Genomic DNA, 20,113 nt, shown 5'->3' with positions numbered 1-20,113 from the left:
TTGGCTCTCTTTAGTTCTCTTTACTTCTCTTTACCCCAGGCCTTCCTGTACCGCCCATACAGCGACTTCTACACGAGAGCGTAAGCGCAGTTTTTTAAGTAGATGCTTAACGTGAACCTTGACCGTGCCTTCGGTGATGTTGAGTTTACGGGCGATGAGTTTATTCGGCAGCCCGCCGGCAATCAGTTTGATGATCTGCTTTTCACGCGGAGTCAGGCTGCTGATATCTGATTTATTACTGCTACGTCCGGATTGCAGTGCCTGTGCCAGTAACGTGGTCAGTTTGTCGCTGATAACGACCTTGCCCAGCGCTGCCTGACGCAGGCTGGCCAGTAGCTCCTCCGGTTCCATATCTTTTAACAGGTAACCATCTGCTCCGGCCTTTAGTGCGGCAACGACATCTTCTTCATTGTCAGACACGGTAAAGACGATGATGCGCGACGATACGTCTTCATCACGTAACATTTTTAGTGCTTCTATGCCGTTAATATTCGGCATGTTCAGGTCTAGCAGAATCAGATCCGGTTCCGTTTCTTTCGCGGCTTTTATGCCATCAATGGCGTTACTGGCCTCTGCAATTACTCGCAGCTCTTCATCCAGTTCGATCAGCTGTTTAACGCCTTTACGCAGCAGAGGGTGGTCATCAATGAGAAGAATGCTGGCGATGCTGGTTTCACTCATAAAAATTGAGTCCTTGTGGTTATGCTTAGTTATGCTCAATGATGTTTTGTTTTAAATGTTAACAGAACACGGGTGCCGCCGCTCGGTTGGTTTTCAACACTCAACTGGCCATTTATCGTGGCGGCCCGGTCTTGCATAATGACCAACCCGTAATGGTTGGTTTGCTCTTTATTTTCAGGCAGACCGATACCATTATCTTCGATGCAGAGCGATATGTTTTCTTTCTCTGCCCTGATACTCACACTGACTTCAGTCGCCTGTGCATGTTTAACTACATTGGCGAGCGCTTCCCTGAGTAGCTGAAGCAGATGAATCTCTTCATTCGGGGTGAGTGTGATGTGAGGAATACTGTATTGATAGTTTATTTGTAAGCCTAATCGCTCGGAAAATTCATTGATAGTGGTGTCTACAGCGTGCTCTAATCCTGGCTCATCAAGTTTGAGGCGAAAGGTGGTAAGTAGTTCACGAAGTTGCCGATAAGCGTTATTAAGCCCTTCTTTCAGTTCATCAACCACATCGTCAATTTGTCCTGCTGTAGAATCTTTTTTACGTAATATCTGTAATCGAGTGACTTGCATTTTCAGGTATGAAAGAGACTGTGCTAATGAGTCATGCAATTCTCTGGCGATAACTGCCCGCTCTTCATTCAATGATAGCTTTTGTTCCTGCTCTGCTTTTAATTCAAGCGACATCGAAGTTGCCAGATTTTCTACAATGGTTTCTATCAGTTTGATATCAGATGGATTGGGAGGTGAGTGCGGAAGGAATTGTGCTTTGAACTCACCAAAATAAGTTTCGCGTGTTTGGATGGGTAGGGATAGCGTTTTATGCAATCGCGGGTCCAAGTCCTGCACTATGCAGCTATTGCAACTGAGTACCCGACAATCCTCGGGTCTTGAGGTGGCTTGAGTCGAGATCTCTCGATAGCTTTTCTTATTATTGGGCTCGCACAGCGACACGTCTATAGGGCCAAACGGGCTTACTGCTTCTAGCTGCTGCATCACCGGCATAAGGCGACGGCATATATCTTCTTTTCGGTTAAAACAGCGAGTCGTGTCATAAAGTAGCTGCAAAGACTCATTGGATTGTTGCACCAGCGCTGTTTTTCTTTCTACCCGTTGCTCAAGGTCGGTATAGATTTTTGAAAGCTCTTCGGCCATATGGTTGAATGAATCACCCAGCACGCCTAATTCATCCTGGCTTTCATATTCTACCCGCGCGGTCAGGTCTCCACGGCTTGCACGGCGGGCCATCTGTACCAGCGCCTGCAAGGGTCCAACGACATTATTCTTGATATCCAGCATCGCGATAAAGATAATCAGTACCGTCATGAATAAGCTGACGCCCTGAACCAGACTGAGCAGTTTTATTTTTGACTCGGTACTGCGTTCTAGTAGCAATACCATTGCATCGATTCTGTGGACAAACTTTTCTATTAAGTCAATATAATGGGGTGTAGCTGACGTGTTGATCATTACTTTCTGCAGAGAAGGGAGGATCAGTTCATGCCAGTCTTTAATGAGATTATTATGAAGGTTATAGAGTTCATGCGCTCCATCTTGAGGAATGACTGCTACGAGAATGGGGCTATTGATACGCTTTTCGAATTCGGATATGGATAATTGTACTTTACTGAGCTTTTCATCACTTGGGTCTTGGGATAGCTGGCTGGTTTCAGCAATGATTCGGTAAGATTGCATACGCAGAGATCCGGCCACATTGATCCCCGCAGCATCCCCCTGCGTGCTTTCTGCCACGATCACAGAGACGACCATACTGACAACGGCCATAATACTGATCGCCAGCATCGCAGCGCCTAATCGGGCAATGATAGATTGTTTGAAGAAGTGCATGCGTGTATTTCTGCCCCAGATACTGCCGGATACTCACAAAGAGATCGATGTAAACGGCTTTCTATATGTTTTACGTAAACTCGTTGCAAAATACCAGCAAAATCATGCTCTTACAAAGAGCATGAGGAGTACTCATAAAGTGGTATTTTGATAAAAACCGACTTTAATCATAAGGTTAGGCTTTGATTTCGATCAACAAAATATAACGGCTACGGGCTTACCTTTATACCCATTCCTATAACGTTGAACGGGTGTTCGATGATAGCCAACAGTCACCAGCAGCAAATTTCCGCGATTGCGATGGCCACACTGGCCTTTTCTGCATGTTTTGCGGTTTGGACGTTGGTGTCTGTTATTGGCTTACAAATTAAGAACGAATTAGGGCTTTCTGAAACAGAATTCGGAGTGCTGGTAGCGACGCCAATTCTGACGGGCGCTTTGCTGCGATTGCCAATGGGTATTTTGGCTGAACGCTGGGGGAGCCGAAAGCTGATTGTTGCCCTGTTGCTATTCGTCAGTGTTCCGTTATTTCTGTTTTCTTATGCTTCCAGCTTTAATCACTATTTGCTGTTAGGTTTGGGGGTGGGTGCATCCGGAAGTATGTTTAGTGTGGGTATCCACTTCGTCTCTTCGCGTTCCAGTGAGCGTTCTCAAGGTTTGGCAATGGGGATTTTTGGCGCAGGTAATCTGGGTGCTGCTATTACAAACCTGATTGCACCCTTAGTGATTATTGCTTACGGCTGGCGAATGGCTCCGACGGCTTACGGGGTTGTGCTGCTGCTGCTAGCCTTTTTGTTCTGGATGTTAACTGATGAAGATCAGCAAACGGCACGTCAGCCGCGTCGTATTTATAAGTTAGCCGAACAAATGAAGCCTTTGTCAGATGCGCGTGTGTGGCGCTTTGGGCTTTATTATTTCTTTGTATTTGGAGGCTTTATTTCGCTCGCATTGTGGCTGCCGGATTATTATGTCAGCCATTATGGTCTGGATATCCAGACGGCTTCGTTTCTGACATTGATGTTTACCCTCCCGGGTGCGCTGACACGTATTTTGGGAGGCTGGAGTGCAGATCAGTTAGGTGCTCGACATGTTAATTGGAGCGTCTTCTGGGTCTGTCTTGTTTGCCTGTTTTTCCTTTCCTATCCCCCTACCACCATGACGGTTCACGGAATTCGTGAGGACACGACTTTCGTGATTGATATGCCGGTCTGGTTGTTTACTGCTTTAGTGATGGTGATGGGTGTGGCTATGGGCTTTGGGAAGGCCAGCGTGTTTCGACTTGTCTACGACTACTATCCCGAAAGAATGGGTGTGGTGGGTGGCATGGTAGGCATGCTGGGTGCGATTGGCGGTTTTTTACTGCCAATCCTGTTCGGTCTGATGGCCGATACGTTGGGGGTTCGTAGCTCCTGCTTTATGTTGCTCTATGGTGTGTTGGCAGTATGTATGTGCGTAATGTACTACGGCATCTCCATCGAAGAGCGACGTACTCGATTGCAGGAAGCGATCCGCAATAACTTTCTGAAAGAAGATTCTGAGGTTGTAAATGACTGATATCTGCTGCGATAAAGCAGGCAGATATTAGAGTGTTTTTAGTTTATGTAGATCGAATACAAATGGTGTCATTAGGCTACCGCTGTGTTCACTCTGGAGAAAAAATATGTCTGATATAAAAAAATGGGACGTAGAAGATGAACAATTCTGGGAGTCTGAAGGGAAGGCTGTGGCTAGCCGTAACCTCTGGATTTCGATCCCCAGCCTATTGTGTGGCTTCGCCGTCTGGTTGTACTGGGGCATCATTACGGTACAAATGCTTAACCTCGGCTTTCCTTTTGCTAAAGCGGAACTCTTTACCTTAGCGGCGATAGCGGGGTTAACAGGGGCGACCTTGCGAATACCGAGTAGCTTCTTTATCCGAATAGCGGGTGGGCGAAATACCATCTTCTTTACGACAGCGCTCTTGATGATTCCTGCTATCGGTACGGGTTTCGCCTTGCAGGATCAGAATACGCCACTGTGGGTATTCCAGTTGCTGGCGTTCTTGTCGGGTATTGGTGGCGGTAACTTTGCGTCATCCATGTCTAATATCAGCTTCTTTTTTCCTAAGAAGCAGCAGGGTTTAGCGCTGGGTTTGAATGCGGGTCTGGGTAATGCGGGTGTAACCACCATGCAGATACTGGTACCGCTGGTGATGACATTCGGTATTTTCGGTGGTGAGCCGATGATTCTGGAAAATACTTCAGGGACTTTGATCGGTAAAATTCCGGCCGGTACTGAAACATATATCCACAATGCGGGCTTTGTCTGGTTGGTGCTATTAATACCGCTCGCGATAGCGGGCTGGTTTGGCATGAACAACATCCGTACGGATGATGTTTCACCTGATATCGGTTCTCCTGTGGGCGCGATGTCTAAAGTGTTGGGGTTGTTGTTGATCGGCTTCTTTACAGCGGCGGTCGGGCTTTTCATTATTCTGCCTGCGCCTACGGGTTTGGGTGCGCCTGGCTGGGCTAAATGGTTTGTGATTCTGGGAATACTGTTCTTTACTGTTGTCTTGATGAAGATGGTGCCGGGGGATATCAAGCCTAACCTGAAGCGTCAGTTTAAAATCTTTGAGAACAAACATACCTGGGTAATGAGTGTTATCTATACCAGTACTTTCGGTAGTTTTATTGGTTACTCTGCAGGCTTCGCATTGGCAATCAAAGTAGTATTCGGTTATCAGCACATCCTCGTGGATGGCGTAATGACGCACAATGTGATCAATGCTAATGGCCCGTCTGCATTAATGTTTGCCTGGATGGGGCCGTTTATCGGTGCCTTTATTCGTCCTATTGGTGGTTGGATGGCCGATAAAATGGGCGGTGCACGTGTAACACATTATGTATCGATCGTGATGATTGCCAGTGCGCTGGGTGTTGCTTACTTCCTTAAAGACGCTTATCAGTCAGCGACGCCTGAAGATTATTTTGTACCATTCTTAGGTCTTTTCTTAGTGTTGTTTGCTGCCACTGGTATTGGTAACGGCTCTACTTTCCGTACGATTGCGATGGTGTTCCCGAAAGAGCAGGCCGGTCCTGCATTGGGTTGGACTTCTGCGGTGGCTGCTTACGGTGCTTTTGTTATCCCTCAGGTGTTTGGTGAGCAGATCAAGCTGGCTACACCGGAAATGGCGTTATATGGCTTTGCAGTATTTTACTTGCTCTGTTTGGCATTGAACTGGTGGTTTTACCTCGGTCCTAAAGCTGAATTTAAGAACCCATAAGCATGATCAGTTAAGCATGCTGACTTTCCTTCTGAAGAGCCCGTAACGGGCTCTTTTTTTGTTTTGAGTTTCTATAATTTTCTGACTACCCACAAAAACACTGCATTGTGATTTAAGAATAAAAAAGTCAGCTGTTTTACATCTGCTTTCTCTTTTAAAACAATAATTTATTCTCGTAATTCGGTGTATCACCAAAGTGGTATTCAGGGGGTTAGGAGTCGTTATGCTTTTGCCTAGTGTTGATGTAGATCAACAAGTTTTAGCCAATAAAGGGGTTATTGTTGGCCCACAGTAAGCAATAGGACGTGTTTTGCAGGGATGTAAGAACAGTCTTATGACCGGATAAATCGGTATACGCTCAAGACAGCTAACACTGCCGGCGTATTAATAAAACGGCTCGGGGTTCTGCCCCGTCCTGACCTAGCGGTTTCAGGAGAGAATAAAATGAGTCATTTGCTCGATCGACTAAGATTTCTGAAGAAAAAGCAGAGCACCTTTGCTAATGGGCATGGGGAAACTGTTAAAGAAAGCCGTGAATGGGAAGATGGATATCGTCAGCGCTGGCAGCATGACAAAATCGTCCGTTCCACTCACGGAGTTAACTGTACGGGTTCTTGTAGCTGGAAAATCTACGTTAAGAATGGTCTGATTACCTGGGAAACTCAGCAGACAGATTACCCGCGTACACGCCCTGATCTGCCAAACCATGAGCCGCGTGGTTGTCCTCGTGGTGCCAGTTATTCATGGTATATCTATAGTGCCAACCGTCTTAAGTATCCAACCGTACGTAAGCGCCTGATCAAGTTGTGGCGTGAAGCACGTGCCACTAAAGAGCCGGTAGAAGCATGGGCATCTATTGTTGAAGACTCTGCTAAAGCAACATCTTACAAGTCGATGCGTGGCCAGGGTGGTTTTGTACGCTCTAGCTGGGATGAAGTAAACGAAATCATCGCCGCTGCAAATACTTACACCATTAAAGAATACGGTCCAGATCGCGTGATTGGCTTCTCGCCGATTCCTGCGATGTCGATGGTCTCTTATGCCGCGGGTGCGCGTTATCTGTCGTTGATTGGTGGCGTCTGTCTGAGCTTTTATGATTGGTACTGCGATCTGCCGCCTGCGTCTCCTATGACCTGGGGTGAGCAGACAGATGTTCCTGAATCAGCGGACTGGTATAACTCTAACTACATTATTGCCTGGGGATCTAACGTTCCTCAGACACGTACACCGGATGCTCACTTTTTTACCGAAGTACGTTATAAAGGTACGAAAACAGTATCGATTACACCTGATTATGCTGAAGTTTCAAAATTGTGTGATCAGTGGTTGAACCCTAAGCAGGGTACCGATGCTGCACTGGCGATGGCATTCGGCCACGTTATTCTGAAAGAGTTCCACGTTGATAATCCAAGTGCCTACTTTACTGAATACTGCCGTGACTATACGGATATGCCATTCCTGGTACAGTTGGAGCAGCGCGAAGATGGCTCTTACGCTGCGGGTCGCTTTATCCGTGCTTCTGACTTCGATGGCAATATGGGTCAGGACAATAACCCTAAATGGAAAACCGTTGCTTACGATGAAGCAACGGATAGCTATGTAGTGCCTAATGGCTCTATTGGTTTTCGTTGGGGCGAGAAGGGTAAATGGAATATCGAGCAGAAAGAAGGTCTTGAAGGTCGGTCAACGACGCTGAAAATGAGTTTGTTGGATAGCCATGATGAGATTGCGTCTGTCGGCTTCCCTTACTTCGGCGGTGTGGAGCACGAGCATTTCTCGCATAACAGTTTCTCTGACATTATCCACCACAACCTTCCAGCCAAACGTGTCAAATTAGCGGACGGTTCAGAGTCACTACTGGTAACAGTCTATGACTTGATGATGGCTAACTACGGTATCGATCGTGGGCTAGGTGGGGATTTTGTTGCAACCAGCTACGATGATAACGCGCCATATACACCTGCATGGCAGGAGCAGATCACCGGTGTGGATCGTAAAGTTGCGATTCAGATTGCGCGGGAATTTGCCGATACAGCGAATAAAACCAAAGGTCGCTCCATGATCATCGTGGGTGCCGGTATGAACCACTGGTATCACATGGACATGAACTACCGTGGCCTGATGAACATGTTAATCATGTGTGGTTGTGTCGGGCAGTCAGGTGGTGGTTGGGCGCATTACGTCGGTCAGGAAAAACTACGTCCTCAGACAGGTTGGACACCGTTAGCCTTTGGTCTGGATTGGCAGCGTCCACCGCGTCACATGAACGGTACCTCTTTCTTCTATAATCACTCAAGCCAGTGGCGTTATGAGAAGCTGGATGTGACTGAGATTTTATCGCCCTTGGCTGATAAATCGAAGTGGACAGGTAGTTTGATTGATTACAACATTCGTGCAGAACGCATGGGTTGGTTGCCATCAGCTCCGCAGCTGGACCTTAACCCGCTGAGCATTACTAAAGCCGCTGAAGCGGCCGGTAAAACGCCTCAGGACTACACGGTTGATCAACTGAAATCAGGCGCAATCAACTTTGCCTGTGAAGATCCGGATAATCCGAAAAACTTTCCGCGTAACATGTTTATCTGGCGCTCTAACTTACTAGGCTCGTCCGGTAAGGGGCATGAATACCTGCTGAAATACCTGTTAGGTACCACTCATGGTGTGATGAACAAGGACCTGGGCGAAGCGGGCACTAAAAAACCGGAAGATATTGTATGGCATGAAGAAGGAGCTGAAGGCAAAGTTGATCTGCTGGTGACTCTGGACTTCCGTATGTCTACTACGTGTCTGTACTCAGATATCGTGTTACCCACCGCAACCTGGTATGAAAAAGACGACCTGAATACATCGGATATGCATCCGTTCATCCATCCATTGTCTGCAGCAACTGACCCTGCCTGGGAAGCGCGTTCTGACTGGGATATCTACAAAGGCATCGCTGAAAAATTCTCAGAAGTGTGTGTCGGCCATCTGGGTGTAGAGCAGGATCTGGTGACTCTGCCAATGCAGCATGACTCGCCGGGTGAACTGGCTCAGCCTATGGGTGTTATGGATTGGAAAAAAGGTGAATGTGATCCGGTGCCGGGTATCTCCATGCCACATCTGATGGTGGTCGAGCGTGATTATCCGAATACCTATAAGCGTTTTAGTTCGATTGGTCCGTTGCTGGAAAATGTCGGCAATGGCGGTAAAGGCATCGCTTGGGATACCAAAGACGAAGTCAAATTACTCAAAGAACTTAACTGGACGCATACCGAAGAAGGTATTCATAAAGGCAGAGCTAAACTGGATACAGCACTCGATGCCTGCGAGATGATTTTGAGTCTGGCACCGGAAACCAACGGACAGGTAGCAGTCAAAGCCTGGGCCGCGTTGAGTGAAATGACCGGTCTTGACCACACACATTTAGCAAAACCTAAACAGGATGAGAAAATTCGCTTCCGTGATGTGCAGGCGCAGCCACGTAAAATCATCTCCTCACCGACATGGTCGGGCCTGGAAGATGAGCACGTGTCTTACAACGCTTGTTACACCAACGTTCATGAGTTGATTCCTTGGCGCACGGTTACCGGTCGTCAGCAGTTCTATCAGGATCATGAATGGATGCGTGATTTCGGTGAGGGCTTTGTCTCTTATCGTCCGCCGATCAATACTAAATCTGTTGCGCCGTTGTTGAACAAAAAGCCCAACGGTAATCCGGAAATCGCGTTGAACTTTATTACACCTCACCAAAAATGGGGTATCCATTCAACCTACTCCGATAACCTGCTGATGCTGACGTTGTCGCGTGGTGGTCCGATTGTCTGGATGAGTGAAGGTGATGCTGCCAGCGCCGGTATCGAAGATAACGATTGGATAGAAGTGTTTAACGCGAACGGCGCGATTGCCTGCCGTGCGGTGGTGTCGCAGCGTGTGCCACTTGGTATGACAATGATGTATCACGCACAGGAACGTATCGTCAACATACCGGGCTCCGAAACAACCGGAAATCGTGGTGGTATTCATAATTCGGTGACGCGTATATGCCCTAAACCGACACACATGATTGGTGGTTATGCACAGCAAGCGTACGGTTTTAACTACTACGGTACTGTGGGTTCTAACCGTGATGAATTTGTCATCGTGCGTAAGATGAAAAATATCGATTGGTTAGATGGTGAAGACAACGATTACACTCAGGAGGCAGCGAAATGAAGATCCGCTCCCAAGTAGGTATGGTGCTGAACCTTGACAAATGTATTGGTTGTCACACTTGTTCAATTACCTGTAAAAACGTCTGGACCTCACGTGAAGGGACTGAATATGCCTGGTTTAACAACGTAGAAACCAAACCCGGCATCGGTTACCCGAAAGAGTGGGAAAACCAGGAAAAATGGAAAGGCGGCTGGGTTCGTAAAGTTGATGGCAGTATAGAACCGCGTATCGGTGGCAAATGGCGTGTGTTGGCGAACATCTTCGCTAACCCGGATCTGCCAGAGATCGATGATTACTATGAGCCGTTTGACTTTGATTACCAGCACCTGCACAACGCACCGGAAGGTAAACACCAGCCGGTTGCGCGTCCTCGTTCACTGATCACAGGTCAGCGAATGAAGAAAATTGAGTGGGGCCCGAACTGGGAAGAGATTCTGGGTACAGAATTCTCTAAACGCTCCAAAGATAAAAACTTCGACAATGTACAGAAGGAGATCTACGGCCAGTTCGAGAACACCTTCATGATGTACTTGCCACGTTTGTGCGAGCACTGTCTGAACCCTGCGTGTGTAGCCTCTTGCCCAAGTGGCGCGATCTACAAACGTGAAGAAGACGGTATTGTCCTGATCGATCAGGACAAGTGTCGCGGCTGGCGTATGTGCGTTAGCGGCTGCCCGTACAAAAAGATCTACTACAACTGGAAAAGTGGTAAATCAGAGAAGTGTATTTTCTGTTATCCACGAATTGAATCCGGTATGCCGACTGTCTGCTCAGAAACCTGTGTAGGTCGTATCCGTTACCTGGGCGTGCTCTTGTATGACGCTGATCGTATTGAAGAAGTCGCAGCCAGTGGAAGTGAACAGGACTTGTACGAGAAACAGCTCGAGATCTTCCTGGATCCGTTTGACCCTAAAGTGATTGCTCAGGCAAAACTGGATGGTGTTACTGATAACGTGATTACAGCGGCACAAAGATCACCGGTTTACAAAATGGCGGTGGACTGGAAGCTGGCTCTGCCTTTGCATCCTGAATACCGCACATTGCCGATGGTTTGGTACGTACCACCACTAAGCCCGATTCAATCCGCGGCTGATGCCGGCTCTATTGGCATGAATGGTGCGATTCCGGATGTGGATTCACTGCGTATTCCGGTTAAATACCTGGCTAACTTGTTGACTGCCGGCGATGAAAAACCCGTGCGTCTGGCTCTGAAGCGTCTGTTAGCGATGCGTGCTTACAAACGTGATGAGCAGGTGGAAGGTAAAGTTAATCTGCAAGTGCTGGAAGATGTGGATTTGACAGAAGCGCAGGTACAGGAGATGTACCGCTATCTGGCGATTGCCAACTACGAAGACCGTTTTGTCATACCTACCAGTCATCGTGAACTTGCTACGGATGCATTCCCTGAAAGAGGTGGCTGTGGTTTCACCTTCGGTAACGGTTGTGGTGGTGGTGAAGATACCAATATGTTTGGTGCTAAGAAGCAGACCGTCACGATGGTTAAAAAGATCAGTGGTGTACAGCAGGTAGATCCTGCGCTGCTGAACGACGAGGACCGATAAGATGCGTACTCTTAAAGTGATCTCCTTGTTGCTGGATTATCCCAGTGAGGAGCTATTAGGTATAAGGCAGGAGCTGATCGAAGAGATCAGCGCCGACCCAGCGCTGCCCGACGGGCAGCGTGAACCGCTGATTAAATTTGTCGATCAGTTGTGCAGCATGGATCTGCTTGATGCTCAGGACAATTATGTTGGCCTGTTTGATCGTGGTCGCTCACTGTCATTGCTATTGTTTGAACACGTCCACGGTGAATCCCGTGACCGTGGTCAGGCGATGGTGGATCTGATGGCTGTTTATGAAGATAACGGCTTCCAGCTTGATGCCAAAGAACTGCCGGATTATATCCCGTTGTTTTTGGAGTACCTGTCTAAGCGTCCGATGGAGGAAGTGCAACAGTGGTTGACGGATGTTAGTCATATTCTGGCACTACTGGAAACCCGATTAGCGCAGCGAAATAGTATTTATGCGCTGCTCTGTACTGCCTTGATAGAAATTTCTGGTGCCGTTGTTGAGCGCAAGGAGCTAGAAGCAAAAGTTGCTAGTGAAGCCGCCGACGATACACCCGAAGCCCTTGATAAAGTGTGGGAAGAGGAGATGGTTCGCTTTACTGAACCCGCAACTCAGGATTGCGGCAATGATGCAGTGACGCAGCGTCGCCGCGAGTTGGAACAGGTGCAGCCGTTGTATATCAGCGATGCTGTTAAACAGTTCACCCCCACTGGACCATCCGGCTCTTGAGGGGCCGAGGAGAAGAAAAATGTCTTATCTAAATGACTTGCTCTTTGGTATCTACCCATACCTTGCCGGCTCAGTATTTCTGGTCGGCAGTTGGGTGCGCTATGACCGTGAGCAATATACCTGGAAAAGTGGTTCAAGCCAGATGCTGAGTAATGCAGGTATGCGTCGCGCCAGTAACTTGTTCCATGTGGGAATACTCACCATCTTCTTTGGACACTTGGTTGGCTTGTTAATGCCGCATGCATTTTATGCGCCTTTCATGTCTGCAGGTACTAAGCAGGTGATCGCTATCGTGATTGGCGGTATAGCCGGTGTGGCATGCTTGATTGGTGCCGCGTTATTACTTCAGCGTCGTCTGTATAATCCACGTATTCGTGCATCCAGTACTGCAGCCGATATATTGATTTTGGTTATATTAATGGTTCAGGTTGTGCTGGGATTATTCACTATCTTTGCATCGCTAGGGCATCTGGATGGCAGTGTTATGTTGCTGTTGGCTGGCTGGGCGCAGGGTATTGTGACCTTTAACGGTGGAGCAGCAGATTATCTGGTGGGTGTCAGCTTTATCTATAAGCTGCATATCTTCCTGGGTATGACGGTGTTCCTACTGTTCCCGTTCACACGTTTGGTACACGTCTGGAGTGCTCCTGTGAAGTACCTGGCACGTAGTTACCAGATTGTGCGCCAACGTTAATCAGGACAAAAGCTATCGAAAGGGGGCGGCTTGCTGCCCCTGTTTTCAGGAGACTCTTATGGAACTTATCGATTCAATTACGGTGTCAGATATTGTTGATGACTTCGTACCTGTCAGTGTCAATGGCCAAGCGATTGAAGAAGCCGAGATTTTGCAAGAGATGCAATATCACGCTGCTGATTCAATAGAGGCCGCTCATCAAAAAGCCGCCTCGGCTTTAGTAGTAAAAGAGTTACTGTTGCAACGCGCCAAAGAGTTAGAGTTGAGTGCCGAAATACTCACTGGTGAAACTCAGGAAGAAGCGCTAATCAGAACTCTGATCGCTCAGGAAGTGCAGCAGCCCACCCCTGATGATGAAGCGTGCGAACGGTATTTTCTTGCCAACCAGAATAAATTTACAACGCCTGTATTAGTCGCCGCCAGCCATATTTTGTTAGGTGCAGACCCACAAGACCAGCACGCGCGTGAATTCGCTGCTCAGCAGGCTGAGACTCTGATTGCTGAATTAGTGAAAAACCCAGAGCGTTTTGCTGATCTGGCAAAACAGTATTCAGATTGCCCATCTAAAGAGGTCAACGGTGAGTTAGGCCAGTTGGATAAAGGGCAAACTGTCGCGGAATTTGAGCGACAGGTATTTAAGATGGAAGAGGGCTTGGCCCTGCACCCGGTTGAAAGCCGCTACGGATATCATATCGTACGTCTTGATAAACGTGTCGAAGGCAAACCGTTATTATACCATATGGTGGCAGATCGTATCGCAACTTACCTGAAAGATCAGGTGTATCGTCGCGGTATCAATCAGTATATCTCATTGCTGGCTGGGCAGGCTTCTATTGAGGGCGTGGACATCCAGAGCGCAGATTCACCCTTAATGCAATAATGAGTACAACAGATGCTGAGTGATTTGCTGGAAAACAATAAGCAATGGGCACGCTTTATGGAAATACAGTGCCCGGGCTTTTTTAAAGAACTGTCGGAACAACAAAAGCCGGAATATTTGTGGATCGGTTGTTCTGATAGTCGTGTTCCGGCGAATGAGATCGTTGGTATGTTGCCGGGCGAGCTGTTCGTACATCGCAATATTGCTAACTTGGTTCTTCACACCGACCTGAACTGCATGGCGGTACTGCATTACGCCGTTGAAGTCTTAAAAGTGAAGCACATTATTGTTTGTGGGCACTATGGTTGTGGTGGTGTGAAAGCGGCGCTGGGTAATCAGGATTTGGGATTGATCGATAACTGGTTGCGTCACTTGAAAGATATTGGTTTTGAATACCGGGACATATTGAATGCTGAGGCTGATGAAGATCAGCGGGTAGACCGCTTATGTGAATTGAGCGTACAAAAACAAGTCACTAATATTTGTCATAGCAAAGTCGTTCAAAGAGCCTGGAAACATGGTCATGAACTGACAGTTCATGGCTGGATATACAGCATCGAAGACGGCATTATCAAGGAACTCAATGTTGATATCAGTGGGTTGGAGGATATTCCTGAAATTTACTGTATGAATACTTGACGAGTTATATGAGTCGTGAAAATGCCACCTCCATGAGAAGTGGCATTTTGCTGTTAGAGACAGACCTTACAGATGCGAGATTTCAACAACTTAGGCAATCCTAGCCTGGAGAGTAGGCTTTGATGGTAAAGGAGCCAATATGACCGACCACATGCCAGAAGATCTATCCGCCGTAGGCCGTGACTTGCGTGCTTACACCGATGAATTGCGTCCTCAACATCCGGTAGTAAAGAACGAATCGGGCGAATGGGTGTTGCTCAGGCATGCCGATGTGGTTGCTGCCGCTCTGGACCATGAACGGTTTTCCAGTAATGTTTCTCACTATCTCCAGGTGCCTAACGGATTGGATGGTGACGAGCACACACATTACCGAGAAATTATCGAACGGCATTTGAGCCCTGACGCATTGGAACCGTTCATTCCCGTCTTTACGCGCATTGCGACTGATCTGGTAGCACAATTGCCCAGAGGCAAGGTGCTGGATGCTGTGAGTGACATCGGCGCTGTATTCGCCGTGCGAGCTCAGTGTGAATGGTTGGGGTGGCCTGCTGAGTTAGAGCCTCGGCTCCTGGCGTGGATGGCCCGGAACCATTCAGCTACGCGCTCCGGAGACCGTGCCCGGATGGCCAATGTTGCAGAACAGTTTGACGAAATTATTCGCTCGGTTGTTCAGCCTCGACGAGCGCTAGCAGGCAACGCACCAGATGACGTGACTACGCGGTTATGCAAAGAAGAGATATACGGCCGGCTGCTAACCGATGCTGAATTGGTGTCCATCCTGCGTAATTGGACAGGCGGGGACTTGAATTCTATCGCTCTGTGTATCGGCGTTATATTAGCACATATTGCCGAAAATCCGCGGTTGATAGAGCAACTTCGAGAGTCCGGAGACTGCGAAGTAGACGCTTTCATCGATGAAGTGTTACGCCTCGATGATCCTTTCGTTTCTAATCGGCGCATCACTACCTGTCCCGTGCGAATCGGCGATCAGGATATTCCGAGCGGCGCAATGGTTAAACTTAACTGGACTTCAGCTAATCGTGATGAGGCCGTTTTCGAAAAAAATAAATTCGACGCTAAAGAAAATGCGGCAAAAAACCTTGTCTACGGGATAGGAAAACACGTCTGCCCGGGTCGACTGCTGGCCACTTTAGAGTTGCGTATCGCGTTGCAGGCACTGATAGTTGGGGTGCAGGCTGTTGAATTAGCACCTGATCAACAAGCAGAGCGGGAAGTGGCTCCGGTGGGTGGGTTTCATAAGCTGCCGATCGTATTAACCTAGACAGGCTGTTCGAACAGGAAGATATGGCTAACGTTTACGCTATGAATAAATAGTTAATAATGAGTTAGCGCAAAGATTTGTAAAAAATGCCACCTTCGTACGAAGGTGGCATTTTGCATTTTACTGACTAGTCGTTGAATTTTTTGATTTCACCTGATTTCAAGCGTGACATGTATGAATTCAATTCTTTCTTAACGATTGGCATTAAGAAGTAAAGTCCGATGATATTGGCAACTGCCATGGCAAAAATGGCAGCATCAGAGAAGTCGATGACAGGGCCAAGATTGGCTGCTGCACCAATCACCACGAAAACACAGAACATTAGTTTAAATACTAATTCTGTCGTTTTACCCTCACCAAACAGGTAAGTCCAGGCTTTTAAACCATAGTAAGACCAGCTAATCATGGTTGAGAAGGCGAACATTACAACAGCGACAGCAAGCACATAAGGGAACCAGCTGATGGCTGATGAGAATGCTGCCGATGTCAACGCAACGCCGGATGAACCATCTGCTGTGATAATGCGACCACTCTCTCCAACGAGATACAATCCGGTAGCTGGATCTGAGGTTAACTGGCCTGTAATAATGATGACCAGAGCCGTCATAGTACAGATCACAACCGTATCAATAAATGGCTCAAGCAGAGAAACTAATCCCTCTGTAATCGGCTCTTTGGTACGTACGGCCGAATGGGCAATAGCGGCGGAACCCACGCCAGCCTCATTGGAAAATGCGGCGCGTTTAAAGCCTTGAATCAGTGCCCCAACAAACCCTCCGGCAACACCTAATCCAGTGAAAGCACCGAGGAAAATTTGCTCAAAAGCCCAGCCAACTTTATCAGCATTCATCAGAATAATGATTAATGCTGCTGATACATACAAAACACCCATTATTGGCACTATTTTTTCAGTGACACTCGCGATGGATTTAATACCACCGACAATCACTGCAAACACGACAAGCGCAAAAATAATACCGGTGATCCAGCCCGGATAATCACCCACAATACTACTGATCTGAGCATGCGCCTGATTCGCCTGGAACATATTGCCGCCGCCGAGCGCACCAAGGATACAAAATACTGCAAATAAGCCTGCAAGGAATCTTCCGCCAGGGACACCGCGCTCCTTGAAGCCTTTCGAGATGTAATACATAGGGCCGCCGGATACTGTTCCATCAGCATATTCATTGCGGTACTTCACACCCAGTGTACATTCGGTAAATTTAGACGCCATGCCCATTAAGCCGGCCAGAACCATCCAGAAAGTAGCCCCCGGGCCACCAATGCTGACAGCTACGGCAACACCTGCAATGTTACCTAAACCGACGGTACCGGATAGCGCAGTAGCCAGTGCCTGGAAGTGGGATACTTCACCCGCATCGTCAGGGTCAGAATAATCACCCTTAACCAGGTCAATAGAATGTCGGATCGCACGGAATTGAATAAATCCGAAGTAGATTGTAAAAACGGTGGCGCCTGTCACCAACCATAGAACGATCCATGGAAAGCTGGTGCCGGGTAGTGGTGCAAAAATCAGATTGACGAACCAACCTGTTGCTGATGCAAATATTTCATTTACCGTTTCATCTATACTTCCTTCGGCAAACGCGGCGGAACTATGAAAAAACGAAATAATAGATATTATCGCGCAACTTACCATTTGTTTATTTTGCATAATAAACCTCAGTTTACGACGGTAACGGGAACACCGGCACTCATTACAAGTTTTGCAGTGACACTACCAAACAGTTTTGCTGCAAAGCCACTTTCCTTCGATCGAGCTACAATAATTTGCTGAGCTTTCTCTTTGGTGGCTACTTTGTTTAGTAGCTCTGCAGCATCGCCATGTAATACACGTCCGTTTGCTTTGAAGCCTTCAGCTTTTAATGTAGCCAATGCGGGGGATATCACACGTTCTGTTGCAGTTTTTGTTTCTTGCTCGTTGCGCTTATGGCGCATAGCGTTTTCTTCGGGGGTTTGGAAACTGTATGGAGACCACTCAATGATATACACGAGTTCGATTGTGCAATCACCAATGAGTTTTGATAAGTGTTTAGCATGATCGAGAGCCCGTTCTCCTGGCTCCGCACCATCTAAACCGACAATTAATTTTGTTGTCATGTTTTTACTCCTTTTTTATTGTGTAGTTATTTGGTATGTATTTGGATGTTAAGTCAATAGCCGGTTGGATAAAAATGGTGTACGAGTCCCCCAATTACAACTTTTGGTAGCTTTGTTGAAATAATGGATGATCTTCGGTTGTGTATTGAATTGAAAAGTATTCGTTATTACGCGAAGCTTTTTTTTCTTCAGGAGGAAAAAAGCAGCGGGAAGTTGAGTTCGCAGTTTATAGTGTTGCCCGGTAACCGTGGTTGAGGCCGGAACCGGATATTGTCGTTTCCATTCTTCTTGTATCTCTTTTAATCCGCTGAGTTACCACCTGTTAGGTATATTTCAGGGTTGCACGCCGCTGCATAATAAAACAAATCGAAAAGTGCTTGTGTCATCAAAGCAAGTGCAGTCATTCGCGCTATCACTGGCAGGACAAATATGAGCAGTACGACTACCACAGAATTAATGGATGGCTTCGGACGGCGTATTGAGTATCTGCGGATGTCTGTTACCGACCGTTGTGATTTTCGCTGTGTTTATTGCATGTCAGAAGATGTGAAATTTCTTCCCCGCGATCAAGTCTTATCGTTGGAAGAACTGGCGTCAATCGGCCAGGCGTTTAGTGAGTTAGGTGTGAAAAAAATCCGCCTTACGGGTGGTGAGCCACTGGTACGTCATGACATTGTTTCTCTGGTGGAAAAGCTTGCGGCTTTACCCGGGTTAGATGAAGTAACTATGACAACTAACGGCTCTCAGTTGGTGCGTTATGCAGATGCTTTACAAAAAGCGGGTATTAAACGACTCAATATCAGTCTGGATTCTTTAAAGCCATTACGTTTTGCCGCGTTAACCCGTCGTGAAAAGCTAGATCAGGTTCTGGGCGGTATTCGTGCGGCTGCAGCGGCTGGGTTTGAGCGAATCAAGCTGAACGCCGTTGTCCTGAAAGGTCGTAATGATGATGAGGTGGTCGATCTGGTCGAGTTCGCCCGTGATCTGAACATCGATATCAGCTTTATTGAAGAGATGCCTTTGGGTGTGGTCAGCTCTCATGATCGTCAGGAAGCTTTTTGCTCCAGCGATGAAGTGCTTGAGCGCATACAGAAACAGCATGTTTTACAAGCCTCTGCCGAGAAAACCGGCGGTCCTTCGCGGTATTATCGTATGCAGGATAGTGATACCCGCGTAGGATTTATCTCGCCACACAGTCATAATTTTTGTGATAGCTGTAATCGCATTCGTTTAACCGTAGAGGGGCAGTTATTGCTTTGCCTGGGACGCGAGAATGCCGTCGATCTGCGTGCGGTAGTACGTCGCTATCCGGGGGATACCGAGCGTTTGAAGCAAACCATTATTGATGCGATGCAATACAAACCCAAAGAACATACTTTTTATCAGGATGACCAACCGCAGGTTGTGCGGTTTATGAATATGACGGGAGGCTAGCATTAACAATGAATCCGATAATACGAGTCAACGTGCTGGACCGGGTGCGAGTGCATCCATTGTTCTCATCATTAAATGATGATGCATTAGCGCAGTTGTTTGAGCGTGCGCGCCCCATTGATCTAGGGGCGCATGAGAAGCTTTTTTCACAAGGCGAAAAAGCAGATCGTTTTTATATCGTGGTATCTGGCAGCGTTAAATTATTCAGGTTCTCGAAGGATGGTCAGGAGAAGGTTATAGAAGTGGTCGAGGAAGGACACTCTATGGCTGAAGCGATCATGTTTATGGAGGAGCTCAGTTGTTATCCGGTGAACGCTGAGTCTCTGGAAAAATCGACGGTTGTTAGCTTTAACAGCAGTTTATACCTGCAAATTTTAGAATCATCGCCGCAAAGCTGTTTTAAAATTCTCGGCACTTTGTCACGGCGTTTGCACACCCGCCTGAATGAAATAGAAACGCTGACATTAAAAAATGCACGCCACAGAGCATGTCGTTATCTCATTGGTCTTGCAGGAGAAAACCCTGTTAATAATCAGGTTGTTCATCTCCCTGTCGCCAAACAGCTGATAGCCGCTAGGTTAGCGATGCAGCCAGAAACCCTGTCGCGCATTTTACGAGAACTAATTAAAGAAGAAGTCGTGACAGTGGGCGGCAGAGATGTAACCATTAAAAGTTTCGAACGGCTAAAAGCACTCGATTAAAGCCACTATGCGTTATAGGTAGAGCATAGTGAGCGAGTGGCTGGCAGCCGTCATACAGTGGAGAAAAC

15 protein-coding genes are annotated in these 20,113 nt (G+C 47.4%); 11 read left to right on the top strand and 4 right to left on the bottom strand.

The features are described from left to right. Positions 1-30: 30 nt before the first annotated feature. On the bottom strand, positions 31-681 hold the full coding sequence (narL, locus tag BM099_RS16385) for a two-component system response regulator NarL (protein WP_090729486.1): 651 nt from the start codon (positions 679-681) through the stop codon (positions 31-33). 35 nt (positions 682-716) lie between these two features. Beyond that, a complete protein-coding gene (locus tag BM099_RS16380; protein ID WP_090729485.1) occupies positions 717-2,534 on the bottom strand; it encodes an ATP-binding protein in 1,818 nt (605 codons plus the stop codon). A 258-nt stretch (positions 2,535-2,792) separates the two neighbouring features. On the opposite strand from BM099_RS16380, the gene BM099_RS16375 reads away from it, so the two are divergent. The 9 genes from BM099_RS16375 (at position 2,793) to BM099_RS16335 (ending at position 15,786) form a co-directional block, all read left to right on the top strand. Beyond that, positions 2,793-4,088 (top strand): nitrate/nitrite transporter, encoded by a 1,296-nt coding sequence (locus BM099_RS16375; protein ID WP_090729483.1) that lies wholly within the window; start codon positions 2,793-2,795, stop codon positions 4,086-4,088. Between the two features lie 106 nt (positions 4,089-4,194). After that, a complete protein-coding gene (locus BM099_RS16370; protein ID WP_090729482.1) occupies positions 4,195-5,799 on the top strand; it encodes an MFS transporter in 1,605 nt (534 codons plus the stop codon). Positions 5,800-6,243: 444 nt separating this feature from the next. Further along, the gene (locus tag BM099_RS16365) at positions 6,244-9,993 is read left to right on the top strand and encodes a nitrate reductase subunit alpha (RefSeq protein ID WP_090729480.1); all 3,750 of its coding nucleotides are present in this window, start codon (positions 6,244-6,246) and stop codon (positions 9,991-9,993) included. Beyond that, on the top strand, positions 9,990-11,555 hold the full coding sequence (narH, locus tag BM099_RS16360; protein ID WP_090729477.1) for a nitrate reductase subunit beta: 1,566 nt from the start codon (positions 9,990-9,992) through the stop codon (positions 11,553-11,555). Before BM099_RS16365 ends, narH begins: the two co-directional genes overlap by 4 nt. A 1-nt stretch (position 11,556) precedes the next feature. Next, on the top strand, positions 11,557-12,291 hold the full coding sequence (narJ, locus tag BM099_RS16355; protein WP_090729475.1) for a nitrate reductase molybdenum cofactor assembly chaperone: 735 nt from the start codon (positions 11,557-11,559) through the stop codon (positions 12,289-12,291). 19 nt (positions 12,292-12,310) lie between these two features. Then, positions 12,311-12,985, top strand: coding sequence for a respiratory nitrate reductase subunit gamma (gene narI / locus BM099_RS16350; protein ID WP_090729473.1), 675 nt, complete (start codon positions 12,311-12,313; stop codon positions 12,983-12,985). A 58-nt stretch (positions 12,986-13,043) separates the two neighbouring features. Continuing rightward, positions 13,044-13,865 carry a peptidylprolyl isomerase gene (locus tag BM099_RS16345; protein ID WP_090729471.1) on the top strand — a complete coding sequence of 274 codons (822 nt, stop codon included), beginning with the start codon at positions 13,044-13,046 and terminating at the stop codon, positions 13,863-13,865. Between the two features lie 12 nt (positions 13,866-13,877). Next, the gene (can, locus tag BM099_RS16340) at positions 13,878-14,504 is read left to right on the top strand and encodes a carbonate dehydratase (RefSeq protein ID WP_090729469.1); all 627 of its coding nucleotides are present in this window, start codon (positions 13,878-13,880) and stop codon (positions 14,502-14,504) included. A 139-nt stretch (positions 14,505-14,643) separates the two neighbouring features. Beyond that, a complete protein-coding gene (locus BM099_RS16335; protein ID WP_090729467.1) occupies positions 14,644-15,786 on the top strand; it encodes a cytochrome P450 in 1,143 nt (380 codons plus the stop codon). Positions 15,787-15,913: 127 nt separating this feature from the next. On the opposite strand, the gene BM099_RS16330 is transcribed toward BM099_RS16335, so the two are convergent. Beyond that, positions 15,914-17,464 carry an alanine/glycine:cation symporter family protein gene (locus tag BM099_RS16330; protein ID WP_232348994.1) on the bottom strand — a complete coding sequence of 517 codons (1,551 nt, stop codon included), beginning with the start codon at positions 17,462-17,464 and terminating at the stop codon, positions 15,914-15,916. Positions 17,465-17,472: 8 nt separating this feature from the next. Then, complete coding sequence (locus tag BM099_RS16325) at positions 17,473-17,910, bottom strand: universal stress protein (RefSeq protein ID WP_090729466.1); 438 nt, start codon at positions 17,908-17,910, stop codon at positions 17,473-17,475. A gap of 429 nt (positions 17,911-18,339) precedes the next feature. Here BM099_RS16325 and moaA point away from each other — a divergent pair, with 429 nt between their 5' ends. Further along, the gene (gene moaA, locus BM099_RS16320; protein ID WP_090729463.1) at positions 18,340-19,344 is read left to right on the top strand and encodes a GTP 3',8-cyclase MoaA; all 1,005 of its coding nucleotides are present in this window, start codon (positions 18,340-18,342) and stop codon (positions 19,342-19,344) included. Positions 19,345-19,352: 8 nt separating this feature from the next. Continuing rightward, a complete protein-coding gene (locus BM099_RS16315; RefSeq protein WP_090729462.1) occupies positions 19,353-20,045 on the top strand; it encodes a Crp/Fnr family transcriptional regulator in 693 nt (230 codons plus the stop codon). Positions 20,046-20,113: the final 68 nt, after the last annotated feature.

Source organism: Neptunomonas qingdaonensis (genome assembly GCF_900113275.1).
In the GTDB taxonomy this organism is placed as follows: domain Bacteria; phylum Pseudomonadota; class Gammaproteobacteria; order Pseudomonadales; family Balneatricaceae; genus Neptunomonas; species Neptunomonas qingdaonensis.
The sequence above is the reverse complement of the archived record's forward strand: the minus strand, read 5'-3'. Positions and strand labels throughout refer to the sequence as shown.